This window comes from Chitinophaga solisilvae, assembly GCF_009928525.1.
In the GTDB taxonomy this organism is placed as follows: domain Bacteria; phylum Bacteroidota; class Bacteroidia; order Chitinophagales; family Chitinophagaceae; genus Chitinophaga; species Chitinophaga solisilvae.
The window spans coordinates 80,125-97,086 of record NZ_JAABOK010000009.1 but is presented as its reverse complement, the minus strand read 5'-3'; the positions used below and the strand labels follow the sequence as shown (position 1 = coordinate 97,086).

The window sequence follows — 16,962 nt, the reverse complement described above, 5'->3', positions numbered from 1 at the left end:
GGTACTAAATCTCAAATAACCAAATAACCACATGCTAAAACCCGATATCCCACACGGCGGCGGCTCTTTCCAGTTCTACCAGGGCGGCGGCATGACGGTATAATCTGTCTGCATATTGTTCCTGCACATCGTTGTAGGTGCGTTGTGCGGTGAGCACTTCCAGCAGCGATGTTTCTCCGCGGCGGTAACTGTAAATCCTGCCGTCGAGTACTTTGCGGGCCTGCTCCAGCAGGCCGGTATCAAACTGGCGCAGCTGCTGTCCGGCGACGAGGTAGCTGGTCCAGGCGGTGGTTACTTCTGTCTGTATCTGCAACCGGGCCTGCCTGGCGTTGACCTCCTGTTGCTGCACATCGTAGGTCGCTGCTTTCAGCTCTCCCTGGTTACGGGCGGAAAATTTCAGCGGAATGCTGATGCCGGCGGATACAGTATTCATTGACGGCGTAGGGGCGACAACGTTAGTTACTACCGACACGTTGTTTATCCCCAGGTTCAGGCCCAGGTCAATAGCCCTGGATGCTTTCGCCAGCTGCAGGTTTTTCCTTGAAACATCCTGCTGCTGCAGGGCGGCGAGCAGATCTGCGCGGCTGTTTTGTGCTTCAGTAATGAGTTGTGGCAGGGAGAAGCTGCGGGTGAAGCGGGAGAAATCGCCCTGTACGGCGAGCGTGGCATCTCCGCTGAAGCGGCCCAGCAAGAGATTCAGCTGCAGCCTGGCGTTCTGCATGTCTGCAGTGGCGCCGTAGGCTTCGTTGAGTAACAGTCCGGCTTCGATGGCTGACTGCCGTGCATCCGTTTCCGTTATCATGCCGGCGCGGAAACGGATAGAGTCCGCAGCAGCGAGGGCGCGCATGAACTCGTAGGCCTGCTGTTTAACTTCGTGCAGCCGTTGCTGTTGCATGGCCTGCAAAAAGGCCAGGGTAGCATCTGCCCGGAGGTTCCGGAAATAATCTTCCAGCAGGTAGCGGGTGAGTTCCTGCTCGCTGCGGGCCAGGCTGATGCGGGCGCGGCGCTTGCCGCCCAGCTCCAGCGTATAGCCCAGACCCGCATTGAAGCCGTATCCCAGCTGCATACGCCGTTGTCCGTTATCAAATACGCCCATATTCAGTTCCGGATCGGGGAAGACTTTCGCACTGAGTACTTTTGCAGCGGCGATGCCAGTATTGAATTTCTCTGCTGCATATCCCAGGTTATGCTGTCCTACAGCGGAGAGAAAAGTATTGAAATGCAGCAGGGAGTCCTGCGCCGGCAGCGTTACGCTACGCAGCAGCAGCGGCAGCAGGTATATCATCATTCTGAAATTATTTCTTTTCATCAGCCGCTTTTTTTTCGGTGAGATAATACAGGGCAGGCAAAGCGTATAAGGTAATCAGCGTAGAGCATAGCAACCCGTATACAATAACGGTGGCCAGCGGGCGCTGTACGTCGGAGCCTATGCCTGTGGCCAGCGATGCGGGCAACAAACCTAACATGGCGACGGTGGCAGTCATCAGTACCGGCCGGAAGCGATCCCTCGCAGCCTGTATGACGGTATCCTTCAGCGATACTGCCTGCTGCCGCAGACTGTTCATATGCGATACCATGATAACGCCATTCTGAATGGCTACGCCAAACAAAGCGATGAAACCCACGGCAGAAGATACATTCAGGGTCATACCCCGTACATTCAGCGCCAGCATGCCCCCGAATAAAGCCAGCGGCACAATAGACAATATCAGCGCGGCCTGCCGGAATACGCCGAAGGCGCTGTACAGCAGGATAAACATCAGCGCCAGCGCTACGGGCACTATCACTGCCAGCCGGCTGTAGGCACGGTTTTTATTCTCGAATTGCCCGCCCCAGGCGATAGTGGTATGTGCTTTATTGTAACTTACTTCGTGCGCTATTTTTGCCTGTGCTGCCTGCAGGAAGGTGGTGAGATCTGTACCACGCAGGTTGAGGCGTACTGTCAGATGACGACGGCTCATTTCCCGTGTGATGGTGCTCTCCCCGGTAGCCAGCTGCACGTTGGCTACCTGCGACAGCGGAATTTTTACACCATCGGGGGTAGTGAGCATGAGGTTACCGATTTTCTCCGGCGTATTGCGGGCATCAGCTATATAGCGGCAGCTGATATCATATACGCGGTTGCCTGTAAATACCTGTGACACAGCCTTTCCGCCGATAGCTATTTCTATCAGTTCGGCTACATCTGAAATATTGAGCCCGTAGCGCGCTATGGCACTGCGGTCCACGCGTATCTGCAGCTGCGGTAACGGCGGCTCCTGATCTATGGCCAGGTCTGCGGCGCCGGGAACTGTCCGCAGGGTAGTCAGCACCGCATCCGCCACCCTTCTGGTTTCGCGGAAATCATCTCCGAAAACTTTCACGACCAGCTCACTATGCGCACCGGCTATTTTATCCATCACCCCGTCTATCATCGGCTGGGAGAAGCCTACCGTATACCCCGGCATAGTGGCGTATTCTGCGGCCAGTTCGCTGATGAGGTCCTGCTTTGTTCTGCCGTGCGGCCACTGCTTATAGGACAGCAGTCCGATGGAACATTCGTAATGCGAAGGTGTGAACGGATCCGTGCCGTCATCATTGCGGCCGGTCTGCGTCATCATATACGTCACTTCCGGATGGCGCAAGGTGCGTGCCCGCAGGGTGTCCGCCATTTCGCGGGCTTTGGGCAGCGAAACGCCCGGCGGCAGCTGTACCTGCAGCCAGATGGAACCTTCATCCAGCGGCGGCAGGAAGTCTTTGCCTACAGTAACGGTCAGTCCTACGGCTGCCAGCAATATGCATCCCAGCGGTACAAACACCCGCTTCGGGCGCTGCATGATTTTCTCCATACGACGTTGGTACATCTCCGTTAGCTTTTCCAGCCAGCGGTTGTGAAAAATTTTCTTCGGCTTACGGTAAAGCATATACGCCAGTCCGGGTATCAGCAGCAAAGCCACTGCCAGCGCCCCGAAGAGGGCATACCCTACGGTAAAGGCCATCGGTGTGAACAACTTCTTCTCTACTCTTTCAAAAGCAAACAGGGGAAGATAGGCCGTAATAATGATGAGCGTGGCGAAGAACACCGGACGGGCCACAGCAATGGCTTTATCAGCAAAGGAAGATTCTTCCAGCATTTCTTTGGGGTGATCTTCCCGCTGCCGTAACATGGTTTCCATCATTACAATAGCGCCGTCCACGATGATACCGAAGTCGATAGCACCCAGTGATAACAGGTTGGCGGGGATGTTGGTGAAATACATGCCTACAAAGGCAAAAAGGAGACTGAGCGGGATGGTGACTGCTACCAGTAAGGCGGCGCGCCAGCTGCCGAGGAAGAGTATCAGCACCAGCATTACCAGCGCCATACCTTCCAGGAGTGTATGCGTGACCGTATTCAGGGTAGTATCTACCAGCGATGTTCTGTCCAGGAAGGGATGAATTTTCACGCCGGGCGGCAGCAGGCCGTTGTTCAGCTCCTGCACGGCTTCCTGCACGCCTTTCAGGACGCGGGAGGGGTTCTGTCCTTTCAGCAGCAGCACGATACCTTCGATGCTTTCGCTGTAATTACGCTGATGGTCTGTAAATCCCAGCACGCCTTTCCTTTCCAGGTTGCCGTAGCGCAGGCGGCCGATGTCGCGGAGAAAAATCGGTACGCCGTTCTGCGTCTGTACAACGGTCTGCCCGATGTCATTCAGTGATTTCATCATGCCGATACCACGCACTACATACCCCAGATCCCCACGCTCCAGGATACTGCCGCCGCTGTTGGCGTTATTGCTGGCAATAGCGCCGGTAACGGTGCTGAGGGGCAGATGATACTGCTCCATCTTCTGAGGGTCCAGCTCCACCTGGTATTGGGTGGTGATACCACCGAAATTGGTTACATCGGCTACGCCGGTCACCTGTTTGATGCGCGGAATGATTACCCAGTTCTGCAGGTCAGTCAGGGTGCGGAGGTCGGAGGAATCGCTTTCTATGATGTAGCGGTAGATTTCTCCTACCGGCGATGTCAGCGGGTCCAGACCGGGTTTGGCGCCATAGGGCAGGTCTGTTTCTTCCAGTCTTTCCCGGATGCGCTGCCGTGCCCAGTAGTCATCCACACCGTCGGCGAATACCATGGTAATCATGGACAGGCCGAAGGTAGATCGGGAGCGCATGACATGCATACCGGGCATACCGTTGAGGGCGCGTTCCAGCGGAATGGTGATCTGCTGTTCCACTTCTTCTGCGGCCAGGCCGGGCACCTGTGTTACCACCTGAGAGGTAACATCGGCAATGTCGGGGTATGCTTCTACAGACAGCTGTGTCCAGCAGTAATAGCCGCCTGCCGCCAGTAGTGCGAACAGACATATAAACAGCCACCGTTGATGGATGGCAGTGGAGATCAGTTTTTTCATGAGCCGGTTTTATTTTGCTGCTGAGAGATAGAAGGCGCCATCGCCGATAATTTTTTCGCCGGGGTGCAGTCCGGCTGTGATGAGCAGCTGATTGCTGAAAGTCTCGCCTGTAGCCACCTGGCGGCGTATATATTTTCCTTCGCCGGCAGCTACAAATACGTAACCGCTGTTATTTTCCTGCATCACTGCCTTTGCAGGCACGGATATTACTTTTTCCTGCGGGTCCATAAAGTGTACGCTGGCGTACATGCCCGGTTTCAGCTGGCGGCGGGGGTTATCGCACAGCATCAGCACTTCAGCGGCGCGGGTGGCTTCATCTATCACCCGGCTGATATGAAATACTTTTCCCGGCAGGGCGGTATCCGGTAATGCAGCTACTTCCATTTTAACCATATCGCCTTCATGGATAAAGCGGAGGTCTTTTTCTTTTACCTGACCGGCAATCCATACCTGTGAGAGCCGGGCTACTACAGCCACCGGGCCGGCTTCTGCGGCCAGGAACTGGCCGGTAACCAGTTTATTGCTGATGACTTCCCCGCTGAGCGGCGCGCGGATAATGAGAGGCTGCCCCAGCACCTGGTGCTGCGGATCTACGTTGAACACCTTCAGGGCAGCGGCAGCATTTTCAAACTCCTTACGTTGTACTGCCAGGTTGGTATTGGCTTCGTCGAGGTCGCGGGCAGCGCCTACACCGTGTTCCATGAGGTCCTGCTGCCGGCGTTGTGCAGTGGTTGCCTGCTGCCATAGCTGCTGCGCCTGGAAGTATGCTTTCTGCGCCGTAAAGAAGTCGGGAGATGAAATGGCAAACAGCGGCGCTCCTTCCTGCACTTCCTCACCCAAACGCATATACGATTTTATGACCCTGCCGGCGAAAGGCGGGGCTATCTCTGCATAGTTGTTGGGGATGGCTTTGACCACGCCTGCGGAGAGCAGTTCCAGGTGATAGGGTACGGCCGCAACGGTGAACAGCCGTATTTTCTGCGACAGTGGCGAGCCGGGAGGCACCAGTATGGTATCTCCCCTCAGCTCAAACGGGGTTTCTTCCTTTGCAGGTCCGGGATGCTGGCAGGACGCCGTTATCAGCATCACCCAGCAGGCAACAGTCATTGTTTTCATCGCCATAAAATTTTTCGTGTATCCGTTACAGCTATACCGCCATAACTGCCGCAAAGGTAAATCCGGCCTGCCGGGGAAGCCGTTAGAGAGCTTTTAGAATGCTATTAGAAATCTATTAGAATGCGGGATCAGACATGTGGGAGTTCTACCGTAAACACGGTCCCCTGGCCAGGTTTAGAGGCAACGCTGATATTACCCCGGTGCAGGCGGACTATCTTCATGGCCAGCGACAGGCCGATACCGTTGCCATCTACAAAGCGGTGGTTGCGGCCGCGGTAAAAAGGATCGAAGATATGCGGGAGGTCTTCTTTCTCCATTCCTATTCCTTCATCTGCAAAACGCAGGATAGTATGCCCTTTGAACCAGGTAAGCGTAACAGTGGTTTCCGGCGGATGGGAAAACTTGCACCCATTTTCCATGAGGTTGATGAAAGCTACTTTCAGCAGGTATTCGTTACCGGTAACAGAGATCAGGTCATCATCGCTATCGTCATTTGCCTCTTCCATGACAATACTGATTTTGTATTCCGGGTGGGCCTGCAGTATGTCCCGGCGGGCATCCATGATAATTTCATCGAGCCGCACTTCGCGGAAATGTATTTCAGAGGGGTCGTAGCTGGCTTTGGCCAGGTCCAGCAGGCTGTTGGAGAGCTTCACCAGCTGTTGCGCGTCGGTAATGGCATGGCGCATGGACTGCCGGTATTCTTCCGCCGGGCGCTCCCGCGAGGCGGTGATTTCCAGCTCAGCCATCATAGCGGTTAAGGGCGTACGCAGTTCATGGGAGATATTGGATACAAACTGCTTCTGCGCATCGAACGACTGCTCCAGGCGGTCCAGCATAGCATTGAAGGTAACCGCCAGTTCACCTATTTCATCCTTACTATCATTTTTCAGGCGCAGGTCCAGGTTGGTCGCGGTGATTTCTTCCACCTCATCCACCATATCCGATACGGGCTTCAGCGCCTGCCGGGCAAAGAACTGCCCGACGAGGAATACCAGCACCACCGCGGTAAAAAATGCGCCTACCAGCGTCCACAGCAGGTTGTGCAGTTGGAACAATCCGTATTCATCCTGCGCGGCGGCTGTAATAATATAGTCGTTTCCGTTATGTGCGTACAGGAATCCCACTACCTGCAGCTGCCCGGTATGAAAGGATATTTGTCCGTTTTCGGCAATTTCCCGGATCATGGTACGGGTTTCCTTCACCTTGTCTATTTCCACGGCATCATGATATAACAGGTGGAAAGCGGTATCATAGATCGCTACTTCTTCCTGGGAGCTGGAACCGGAAGCATTTTTATAGATCAGCTGCAGCACCTGCGGGCTGACCTTTGCGTCCAGCAGCAGATTGGCTTTGGTAACGGCCTGCTGCCGCAGGTTCTTGTAATACTCTTCCTCCCTGTCCTGTGAAAAGGAAAAATAGACAACCGAAGCGAAGAGCAGCAGCAGCGCTGCTGTCATACCAGTAAACAGTAAGGTGAGCCGGGTGCGGATCTTCATGACTAGCCTGCTTTAAAAATGAATCCCATACCTGGTTTGGTATGGATCAGTTTTACTTCAAATGCCTTATCTACTTTTTTACGGAGATAGTTAATATACACATCAATAAAATTGGTGCCGGTATCAAAATGAGTATCCCAGACATTCTCTGCAATCTCTGTTCTTGACAATACGCGCTCTTTATTATGCAGCATATATTCCAGCAGCCTGAATTCCTTTGGGGTGAGATGAATATCAGTACCGTTGCGGGTAACGCTTTTCGTTTGCAGGTTCATTTCCAGATCTGCATACTTCAGTACTGTCTGCTGCGGCGCTACTGTGCCGCTGTTTCTTTTCAGCAATGCGCGGATACGCACCAGCAGCTCTCTTAAATCAAACGGCTTCACCAGGTAATCATCTGCACCTGCATCAAAACCTTCTACCTTATCATCTGTAGTTCCCAGTGCAGTGAGCATCAGCACCGGAATATCCGGCATCGCCTCACGGATGGCGCGGCTCACCTCCAGCCCATTGATACGCGGCAATACAATATCTGTAATGATCAGATCGAAGCCTCCTCCCAGCGCCAGCTTGAGGCCCGCTTCGCCATCCCATGCCAGTGTTACCGTATAGCCTTGTTCTTCCAGACCACGGCGGATCAGGGCGCCGACGCGTTCTTCATCCTCGATGACTAAGATTTTCATGAGCCAAAGCTATGAATAAAAGAACTACGAACTTCGAATTACGAATTACGAATTGCGAATTACGAATGTAGAAGCGAAGATATAAGCGGAGATTAAAAGAGATTGCCAATAATTTAATTTACTTTTTCGCTTCTATCTTCGCTTCTACATTCGTAATTCGCAATTCGTAATTACTTAACATAGTAGTTCCATGTCGCTTCCGCTATTCTCGCAATCGTTGCTTCCCGCTGCGCCAGGTCTGCCCGGGCATCTTTGACAAAAACGCTTATCAGCAGGTGATGGCCATTGGGCAGGGTGATGATGCCTGCGTCGTTGGTGGCCCTGGTGAGGTTGCCGGTGGTACCGGAAGTACCTGTTTTATGTGCTACGACGGCGTCTTTGGGCAGGAGTCCTTTCAGCCTTTTAGCGCCGGGGGTAGAGGTTACCATCAGGTGAAGGAGGAAGTGGTAGCTGCTGTCGGATAAAAGGGCGCCTTTGCCGGTATAGAATTTTTTCAGAAGGGCTGTCATGGCTGCGGGGGTAGACCAGTTGCGGTATTGCACCATTTCATCGGGCACCTGTACCTGCTCAGTGGTAGCGATGCTGATATCTGTGATGCCCAGGCTGTGTACATACTGGCCGGCTTTTTCCGGGCCGCCGAGGAGGCGGAGCAGCACATCACAGGCGGTACCGTCGCTTTCCGCCACGTTGAGGCGCAGGAGTTCGGCGATGCTGTAGTCAACATTCCCTGCCGGATGCGCGTCGCGGAGTGGACTGTGACCATTCTTCGGGATCAGGTCTGATGGCAGCACGCGGACCGGTTGCTGTAATGACAGCCGGCCTTTATCTACTTCATGCAGTACCGCCATGGCGATCGGGAACTTATACACGCTCTGCATAGGGAAATGCTCATTGGTACGCAGACCTGCAGCAGCGCCGGTTTCCAGTACTACCGAAGATATGCCGACAGTGCCCTTTATACCGGAGGCAATGGTGGCATAGGCACGGACCAGAGGCGATTGCTGTGCACTGACGGAGAGGCCGCAGCAACCCAGCAGCAGACAGTAAAACAAACGGACTATTCCTGACATAAGCAGATGATTTTATTATCAGACAGCTGATTTTCAAAGATAAAAAATAAAACCTGTGACAACACCAATTTGGGTACTGCTTACCGGAGTTACAGGCAACCGGGAAAGAATAATACCGGGGAGATGATTTTGCGCTACCATTTTAGCGATACGGATATTATTTTTAGGGTTCCAAAAAAGAAGCGCATTGAGCAAACCAATATTAGTCATCAAATTCGGTACAGCGTCTATCACGCGGGAGAACGGCGATCTGGACGAAACCGTGATTGCCGGTATTGCGCGGCAGGTGGCCGCGCTGCACGACACCTATCATATTGTACTGGTATCATCCGGGGCGGTGGCTGCCGGCAAGCAGTTCCTGCGCCAGTACAACGGCAGTATCAGCGAACGCAAGGCGGCAGCAGCTATCGGCAACCCGTTGCTGCTGAATAAATATACCCGTTACTTTGCGCCCTACAATATAGCGGTGGCGCAGAGCCTATGCGAACGGCAGCACTTTTCCAACAGGGATCAGTTCCTGCAACTGAAACGCACCTACGAAGAACTGTGGGCCAGCAACATCATTCCTATCGCCAATGAAAACGATGTGGTGAGCAGCCTGGAGCTGAAATTTTCCGATAACGACGAGCTGGCAACGCTGATAGCCGTTGGCTTCGGCGCCTCCCTGCTGCTGTTCAGCACCTCTGTAGCCGGCGTACTGGATAAGTCGGGGCAGGTGGTACCGCAGATAGACGTCATCGATAAAAATGCGCTGGCGCTGGCCGACAAGGAGAAGTCCGCGCTGGGCCTGGGCGGCATGGTATCCAAGCTCACCTTCGCCAGACTGGCCACCCGTATGGGCATCAGGGTGGTGATCTTTGGCATCCGCACCACCGACGGCATACTCAATGCCATCGCAGGCAAAACAGGTACCTTGTGCCTGCCGCAGCCCTGCAGTATGCCGGCCCGCAAAAAATGGCTGGCCAGCGGCAGCCTGGTAACCGGCAGAATCATGATAGACCAGGGCGCGCAGGCAGCACTGGAAAAGCGACACAGCCTGCTCGCCGTAGGTGTGAAGTCGGTGCTGGAAAAATTTGAATGCGGAGAGGTAATAGAAATCGTCAATGAAGATAATATAGCTATTGCTGTAGGCAGGGCAAGGATTGCCTCAGAAACACTGGATGTAAACCTTAAAGCACAGAATACAGAGGTAGCACATGCCGATGATATTGTGCTGCTGTAAAAATAACCGACATGGAAACGATACAACCCCTCCTGGAAAATGCGGCAAAAGCGACGGTATCTATACGTACGCTGCCGGATGCCATCAGACAGGAACTGCTGCACCAGCTGTCACGCACCATCAGCGAACAGATTCCCGCCATTATTGCTGAAAACAAAAAAGACCTGGAACGCATGGCTGACGATGATCCCAAAAAAGACCGGCTGCTGCTGAACGGCCCCCGTATCAGGAGCCTGGCTGCCAGCCTGGTGGACATCGCCCGTCTTCCCGACCCTGCCAATGAGCTGCTGCTGGAAAGGCACCTGGAAAACGGCCTGCTGGTACAGAAGAAAACCGTGCCGCTGGGCGTTGTGGGTGTTATCTATGAATCGCGGCCCAACGTTACCATAGATGTAGCCGCCCTCTGCATCCGCTCCGGTAATGTATGTCTGCTGCGCGGCGGCTCTGACGCCATTCATACCAACACCATCCTGGTATCGCTTATACAGGATACGCTGCGCCGCTTTGGGGCAGATGTCTGCACCGTACAGCTGCTGCCTGCCGACAGGGCGCATGTAGCGGAAATGCTCAACGCAGAAAAATATATCGACATTATTATACCCCGCGGTTCCCAGCAGCTGATCGACTACGTCCGGGAACACTCCCGCGTACCGGTCATAGAAACCGGCGCCGGCGTATGTCATACCTACGTGGAAAAATCCGCCAACCTGGAACAGGCAGCTGCTATCGTTACCAACGCCAAAGTATCGCGCCCCTCCGTCTGCAATGCACTGGACACCATACTGGTAGATCAGTCAGTAGCAGCGGACTTCCTGGCACTGCTGACACCACAGCTGTCCGCCCACGCCGTAGACGTATATGCGGAACCGTTAGCCTACGCCTTGCTGGAAGCGCAGCAGTACCCCTACCTTCATGCTGCACAACCGGAAGACTTCGGCCGGGAGTTCCTTTCCCTGAAATGTTCCGTTAAAGTAGTGTCCGGCCTTTCCGCCGCACTGGAACATATCCGGCAATATTCTTCCCGCCACTCGGAGGCCATCATATCCAGGGACCCCATCGTCAGCGAACAGTTCCTCAACACCGTAGATGCAGCGGCCGTTTACGTAAACGCCTCCACCCGTTTCACCGATGGCGGCGTATTCGGCCTGGGCGCCGAGATAGGCATCTCTACACAGAAACTGCATGCCAGAGGGCCGTTTGCACTGGAAAAACTGGTAACGGAGAAGTGGTTTGTGTATGGAGCCGGGCAAGTGAGGGAATGATATTGGTTTTAAATTACGAATTGCGAATTGCGAATTACGAATGTAGAAGCGAAGAGCTAAACGTAGATTAAAAGAGATAACTATTGTATATCACCTTTAATCTACGTTTAGCTCTTCGCTTCTACATTCGTAATTCGCAATTCGTAATTCGTAATTAGAATTTCAAATAGTTTACCCCCGGCTCATACTCTTTCTCCAGCGCCTGCAGCAGCATTCCGAAATCGTCGGGGTTGTGCAGGAAATCCACTTTTGTGGTATCTATTACGAGGGTGCGTACAGGATGTTGCTTGATATATTGCATGTACATATCGTGTACGTTCAGCAGGTATTCGTCCGGAATCTGCTGCTCGTAGGAGCGGTTTCTTTTTCTGATATTTTCCTGCAATTTGGTAACGGGCGCATTGAGGAAGATGAGCAGCTCCGGCTGTACCAGTTGCGGGTTGATGATATCGAAGAGCTTCTGATACAGGGAAAATTCTTCTTCCGGCAGGGTTACTTTGGCGAACAGGAGGCTTTTGATGAAAAGATAATCTGATATGACCACATCACTGAACAGATCGTGGGATTGCAGCATCTCCTTGAGTTGCTTATATCTTTCTGCCATAAAAAACAGTTCGAGTGGAAACGCGTACTGTTGCGGGCGTTCGTAGAATAACGGAAGAAACGGGTTGTCTGCAAATTCCTCCAGGATCAGTTTGGCGGAAAAATGTTGAGACAACATATTGGCCAGGGTGGTTTTGCCTGCGCCTATATTTCCTTCTACCGTAATAAATTTATATTGCATGCTATGGGTCGTTATGGCTGTTCTGTATTCAGTTTGATGGCGCTCAGGTTGTCTTTGCAATCCTGCGCCAGTTCGCGGATGCTTTTGTGGAGCACCGGATGTATGTAGTCCGGGATGATTTCCAGGAGAGGTGTCAGCACAAACTGCCGCAGCTGCATCCTGGGATGGGGGATCTTCAGGTCCGGCAGGGAAATGATATCATCATTATAAAATATCATGTCGATATCGATGACCCGCGCACCCCATTTCTCCTGGCGGATGCGGCCTATTCTTCTTTCTATGTCCAGCAGTGTATGCAATAACGTTAGTGCATCCAGGGACGTATGTATCATGATAGCCTGGTTCAGGTAGTCAGGCTGGTCTACTGCGCCCCACGGGGCGGTCTGGTATAAGGCGGAGATTTTCTGTACGGCCCCTGCGTCTGCAGCGATAAGCTGCACTGCTTTTTGCAGGTTCCCGGTACGATCACCTAAATTGCCACCTATAAGTAATATTGCTGTATTCATGTATATTCTGAAGCCCAAAAGTAGCCATATTCCGTATTTTTGAAAAAATGTATCTTTCCACTTCCCTTTCATTTTAACTAAAAAGTATGCGTTTCTTTAAAATTTTCTTTGCATCCTTACTCGCTTTTATCGTCTTTACCGGTATCTGCTTTATCATCCTGCTGGTGATGATAGGCAGAGCAATATCCTCAGAGCCGGAGACATTAGCCCCCAATGGCGTACTGGTGCTGCAAACAAGCCAGGCATATAATGAACAGAAGCAAACTAACCCCCTCGGCGCTTTTATGAAAGATGAAACGGCTGAAATCCCGGGATTATATCAGACGGTAAGACTGATTGAAAATGCTGCCACCGACGATAATATCAAAGGTATTTACCTGAAGATAGATGGTAACAGCAACGGATTTGCGAGCAACGAAGAGCTGCGTAACGCCCTGCTGCAATTCAGGAAGTCCGGGAAATTTGTTTACGCATACGGGGAAGTAATGGGGCAGCAGGCATATTATGTAGCTACCGCAGCGGATAAGATATACCTGAATCCCAAAGGGGGACTGGATTTTGCCGGTTTCTCCACGGAGCTGACTTTCGTGAAAGGGACCCTCGACAAGCTGGAAATACAACCCGAAATATTCTACTGCGGTAAATTCAAAAGCGCTACCGAGCCGCTGCGCGAAACGCAGATGACCGACGCTAACCGCATACAAACCAACCAATTCCTGGGCGACCTCTATGGTAACTTCCTGCATGGTATCAGCAAGGCGCGCGGCGTAGATACCGCCACCCTGCATGGTTATGCCAGCGAAAACCTGATCCGGGAGCCTTCAGATGCCCTCAAATATAAGCTGGTAGATGGTCTGAGATATGATGATGAAGTGATAGGGGAGCTGAAAAGCAAGACCGGCATCAAAAGCGACGAAAAGCTGAACCTGATAACCCTGCTCAAATATAACAGCGCTGTAACGCCCGACCGTGGCACGGGTGAAAATAAAATAGCGGTCATTTATGCCCAGGGAGACATTATAGGCGGAGAATCTGACCGGGAGAACAAAATAGCCAGCGAAAACTACCTGGAAATTATCCGCAAAGCCCGGGAGAACAAGAATGTGAAGGCCATCGTGTTCCGGGTAAACTCCGGCGGCGGCAGTGCCCTCGCTTCTGAAGTGATCTGGCGCGAGCTGTCACTGGCGAAGAAAGTGAAGCCGGTAGTGGTATCTATGGGCGATTACGCCGCTTCCGGCGGGTATTATATCTCCTGTATGGCAGATTCTATTTTTGCACAACCTAATACGCTGACAGGTTCCATCGGTGTTTTCGGAGTGATGTTCAATATGCAGAATTTCTTCAAAAATAAACTGGGCGTTACCTTCGACGGCGTGAAAACGGCGCCCTATGCAGATCTGGGCACGATGGGCCGTCCGCTGAACGATGCTGAAAAACGCTTTGTACAGAGTGGCGTTGACACGATCTACAATTCCTTCAAATCACGTGTGGCTGCCGGCAGAAAGCTGGACCCCGCCATTGTGGACAGCATCGCGCAGGGCCGCGTATGGAGTGGTACGGAAGCTATCCGCCTGGGCCTTGTAGACCGCATCGGCGGCGTAAACGATGCCCTTAAATGTGCAGCCGGCCTGGCAAAACTCAGCTCCTACAGAATGGTGGAATATCCTGAAGTAAAAGATAAATTCTCCAAATTTCTTAAAAGCGTCAGCGGCGAAATGGAAACACGCCTGCTGAAAAAGGAATTCGGCATCAACTATTCCCTCTATCAGCAACTGAAAGACGTACAGTATATGCATGGAGATGTGCAGGCGAAGCTGCCGTTTAACTACAACTTCTATTAAATAATTACGAATTACGAATGGCGAATTACGAATGAAAGCGAAGAACGAAGCAAATGTCATATCTGAGATTTGCTTCGTTCTTCGCTTTCATTCGTAATTCGCCATTCGTAATTCGTAATTGCCCAAAAATGCTCCCGATTAGAACAAATCCCCAATTTATAGTAGTTTTACGCGGTTTTTAAAAATGCGATCTTGATGAATGGAGAGAAGTATAGCCAGTGGCGGGCGATGTTTGCTATCACAAAGGGGAGCCTGAGAGGGATATTCAGGAGCCCGTCCGCGGTGGTGTTCAGTCTGGGTTTTCCACTGGTATTCATACTGGTATTCGGGTTTATAGGGAATGGCAGCGTGTCCGTAAAAGTAGGGGTAGACCGGCAGACAGATATTAACAGCCCGTTTTATAAGGGGCTGGCACAGGTGAAAACGATGAAACTGGTGACAGATCAGCCGGCAGCGGCTATGGAAGACGACCTGAAGAAGGGCCGCCTGGTAGCTGTCCTGAACATCGTTCCGGGAACCGGGGCAGACAGCATGCCTTCCTATAACGTGAATATCCGGACCTCCACGGCATCTGATGCCAACAAAAAGGCCATCCTGCTCTCTGTCCTCAAAGATGTAGCCACCCATATTGACGACCGCGTGTATCCCCGCCCTTCAGTGGCAACCTTTACCACAACGGAAATTCCGGGCCGGATCTTCAAGACAATAGACTTTATATTGCCGGGGCAGCTGGGCTTTGCACTGATGAGCGCCGCCGTTTTTGGTACCGCTTTCCTGTTTTACAGCCTCCGGCAGACGCTCGTACTTAAACGTTTCTTTGCTACGCCTATCAGGCGCACCTATATTGTGCTGGCGGAAGCCTTCAGCAGGATGGTATTCCAGCTGATCAGCTCTGTCATCATCATCGGTCTGGGCCACTTTGCCTTCGGCTTTACGCTGGTACACGGCTTTGTCACCTTCCTGGAAATGCTGGTACTCTCCGTATTCGGACTGCTCGTATTTATGGGATTTGGCTTTGTGGTGAGCAGTATCGCCAAAAATGAAAGCACTATTCCGCCATTGGCAAATATTGTGACGCTGCCGCAGTTCCTGCTGGCGGGCACCTTTTTCCCGATAGACTCCTTCCCGGCATGGCTGCAGCCCATCTGTAAGGTGATGCCGCTGACCTACCTGATAGACGCGCTGCGTAGCGTGGCTTTTGAAGGACAACACCTCTGGAACGTAGGCTGGGACATCGCCATACTCACCCTCTGGGGCGTAGTCGTATATGCGGTGGCCGTGAAAGTATTCCGCTGGGAGTAGCGGGGTTTTCGTAGCTTTGGCATACTTAAACCGCGCTACATGCAAGCCTTTTTTATTATCCTGGGGGCATTGATTGTCCTGGTACTGGGGCTTTTCATATTCAGCTTATTTCTTCCCCCTGTCGTGAAAATAGAACGGACGCTGATCATACCGGCGCCTCCGGAAAAAATATTCCCCTATGTGAACACCGTACGTAACTGGGAACTGTGGTCGCCCTGGAAAGAACAGGACCCCACCGTTGCCATCACCTACGGTGAAAAAGACAGCGGGCCCGGCGCCGGCTACAGCTGGGAAAGCCGCCATCCCAATATCGGCAGGGGCCATATGACTATCCTGGAATCCAGACCAGACCAGTTCATCGCCACAGACACCGATTTTATGAGCATGAGCACCGCCCGCGGCACCTTCCGCTTTGATCCCGTCCCGGAAGGCACCCTCGTCACCTGGAGCATGACCTGCAACATGGGACAACATCCGCTCAGGAAAGTCATGGGCCTGATGATGGACAAATGGGTAGGAAAGGATTTTGAAAAAGGACTGGAGGGAATCAGGAGATTGGTAACCCGGCCGGCCTGAGACAGGACCATTTTGTTATTTGATTATTTGAGATTTGCTGTTAATCCGCTTGCACCTTGTAGTGTTGCATGGACAATCATTAAAAACAAATCTCAAATAATAAAATCTCAAATTACCAATATTAGTAACAACCATTTTTTAGTATGCGTTTTTTCAAATTAATCGTGCTCAGCGTAGTCGTATTCGCGCTGTTTGTATTCCTCTTATCCCTCGTGTTTCCTTCCACCGCTGTGGTGGAGCGTACCGGCGTAATACACGCACCGCTGGATTCCGTATATGCACAGGTCAATAACCTGAAAGCCTGGGAGCAGTGGAATCCCTGGAGCCGTCCGGATACTACCGCACAGCTGGTATATAGCCAGCAGGCGGAGGGAGCAGGCGCTTCCTACTCCTGGCACGGACAACTGAACAGCGGCAAGGTGATGATTACCGATAGCCGGAAGGACAAAGGCGTACATTACCAGATGGATATTGCCAACATGCGCCCGGTAAAAGGAGGTATTGAGCTGAAACCTACGGCAGACGGGCAGGGAACTGCCATCTTCTGGCATATGGAAATAAAGCTTGGCATGCTGCCCTGGTGGAAACTGCGCGGATTTATTTCTGATCGTATCTATGGACCAGCCATGGATGCGGGGCTGACAAAACTGAGCCGCATCTGCGAACGCCAATAGCTGACATTATATGTAGGTATTTTACCATTGATCCAATTATGTGGGTGGAGT

The 16,962-nt window shown here is 52.3% G+C and carries 14 protein-coding genes; 6 read left to right on the top strand and 8 right to left on the bottom strand.

Features of this window, described 5'->3' with window-relative positions:
• Positions 1-34 precede the first annotated feature (34 nt).
• From GWG06_RS19460 to bla, 6 genes are all read right to left on the bottom strand, one after another.
• Positions 35-1,309, bottom strand: coding sequence for a TolC family protein (locus GWG06_RS19460; RefSeq protein WP_160715318.1), 1,275 nt, complete (start codon positions 1,307-1,309; stop codon positions 35-37).
• On the bottom strand, positions 1,296-4,376 hold the full coding sequence (locus tag GWG06_RS19455) for an efflux RND transporter permease subunit (RefSeq protein WP_160715316.1): 3,081 nt from the start codon (positions 4,374-4,376) through the stop codon (positions 1,296-1,298). Before GWG06_RS19455 ends, GWG06_RS19460 begins: the two co-directional genes overlap by 14 nt.
• Before the next feature lie 9 nt (positions 4,377-4,385).
• Positions 4,386-5,492, bottom strand: coding sequence for an efflux RND transporter periplasmic adaptor subunit (locus tag GWG06_RS19450; protein WP_160715314.1), 1,107 nt, complete (start codon positions 5,490-5,492; stop codon positions 4,386-4,388).
• 128 nt (positions 5,493-5,620) lie between these two features.
• Positions 5,621-6,991 (bottom strand): sensor histidine kinase, encoded by a 1,371-nt coding sequence (locus tag GWG06_RS19445; RefSeq protein ID WP_127036549.1) that lies wholly within the window; start codon positions 6,989-6,991, stop codon positions 5,621-5,623.
• 2 nt (positions 6,992-6,993) lie between these two features.
• Positions 6,994-7,674 (bottom strand): response regulator transcription factor, encoded by a 681-nt coding sequence (locus GWG06_RS19440; RefSeq protein ID WP_127036547.1) that lies wholly within the window; start codon positions 7,672-7,674, stop codon positions 6,994-6,996.
• Positions 7,675-7,844: 170 nt separating this feature from the next.
• Positions 7,845-8,744 (bottom strand): class A beta-lactamase, encoded by a 900-nt coding sequence (gene bla, locus GWG06_RS19435; RefSeq protein WP_160715312.1) that lies wholly within the window; start codon positions 8,742-8,744, stop codon positions 7,845-7,847.
• A 187-nt stretch (positions 8,745-8,931) separates the two neighbouring features.
• Between bla and proB the strand changes: the two genes are divergently transcribed.
• On the top strand, positions 8,932-9,966 hold the full coding sequence (gene proB, locus GWG06_RS19430) for a glutamate 5-kinase (RefSeq protein WP_127036543.1): 1,035 nt from the start codon (positions 8,932-8,934) through the stop codon (positions 9,964-9,966).
• Between the two features lie 11 nt (positions 9,967-9,977).
• Positions 9,978-11,228 (top strand): glutamate-5-semialdehyde dehydrogenase, encoded by a 1,251-nt coding sequence (locus tag GWG06_RS19425; protein WP_160715310.1) that lies wholly within the window; start codon positions 9,978-9,980, stop codon positions 11,226-11,228.
• 154 nt (positions 11,229-11,382) lie between these two features.
• Here GWG06_RS19425 and GWG06_RS19420 read toward each other — a convergent pair whose 3' ends face one another.
• Both GWG06_RS19420 and folK read right to left on the bottom strand, forming a co-directional pair.
• Entirely contained in the window at positions 11,383-12,012 is a 630-nt protein-coding gene (locus tag GWG06_RS19420) for a deoxynucleoside kinase (protein WP_127044305.1), read from the bottom strand.
• An 11-nt stretch (positions 12,013-12,023) separates the two neighbouring features.
• Complete coding sequence (gene folK, locus GWG06_RS19415) at positions 12,024-12,518, bottom strand: 2-amino-4-hydroxy-6-hydroxymethyldihydropteridine diphosphokinase (protein WP_127044304.1); 495 nt, start codon at positions 12,516-12,518, stop codon at positions 12,024-12,026.
• An 86-nt stretch (positions 12,519-12,604) separates the two neighbouring features.
• On the opposite strand from folK, the gene sppA reads away from it, so the two are divergent.
• The 4 genes from sppA (at position 12,605) to GWG06_RS19395 (ending at position 16,911) form a co-directional block, all read left to right on the top strand.
• Positions 12,605-14,359 carry a signal peptide peptidase SppA gene (gene sppA, locus GWG06_RS19410; protein WP_127044303.1) on the top strand — a complete coding sequence of 585 codons (1,755 nt, stop codon included), beginning with the start codon at positions 12,605-12,607 and terminating at the stop codon, positions 14,357-14,359.
• A gap of 195 nt (positions 14,360-14,554) precedes the next feature.
• Positions 14,555-15,661, top strand: a complete 1,107-nt coding sequence (locus GWG06_RS19405) for an ABC transporter permease (protein WP_160715308.1) — start codon at positions 14,555-14,557, stop codon at positions 15,659-15,661.
• Between the two features lie 39 nt (positions 15,662-15,700).
• Positions 15,701-16,237 (top strand): SRPBCC family protein, encoded by a 537-nt coding sequence (locus tag GWG06_RS19400; RefSeq protein WP_127044301.1) that lies wholly within the window; start codon positions 15,701-15,703, stop codon positions 16,235-16,237.
• Positions 16,238-16,380: 143 nt separating this feature from the next.
• Entirely contained in the window at positions 16,381-16,911 is a 531-nt protein-coding gene (locus GWG06_RS19395; RefSeq protein WP_127044300.1) for an SRPBCC family protein, read from the top strand.
• Positions 16,912-16,962 lie beyond the last annotated feature (51 nt).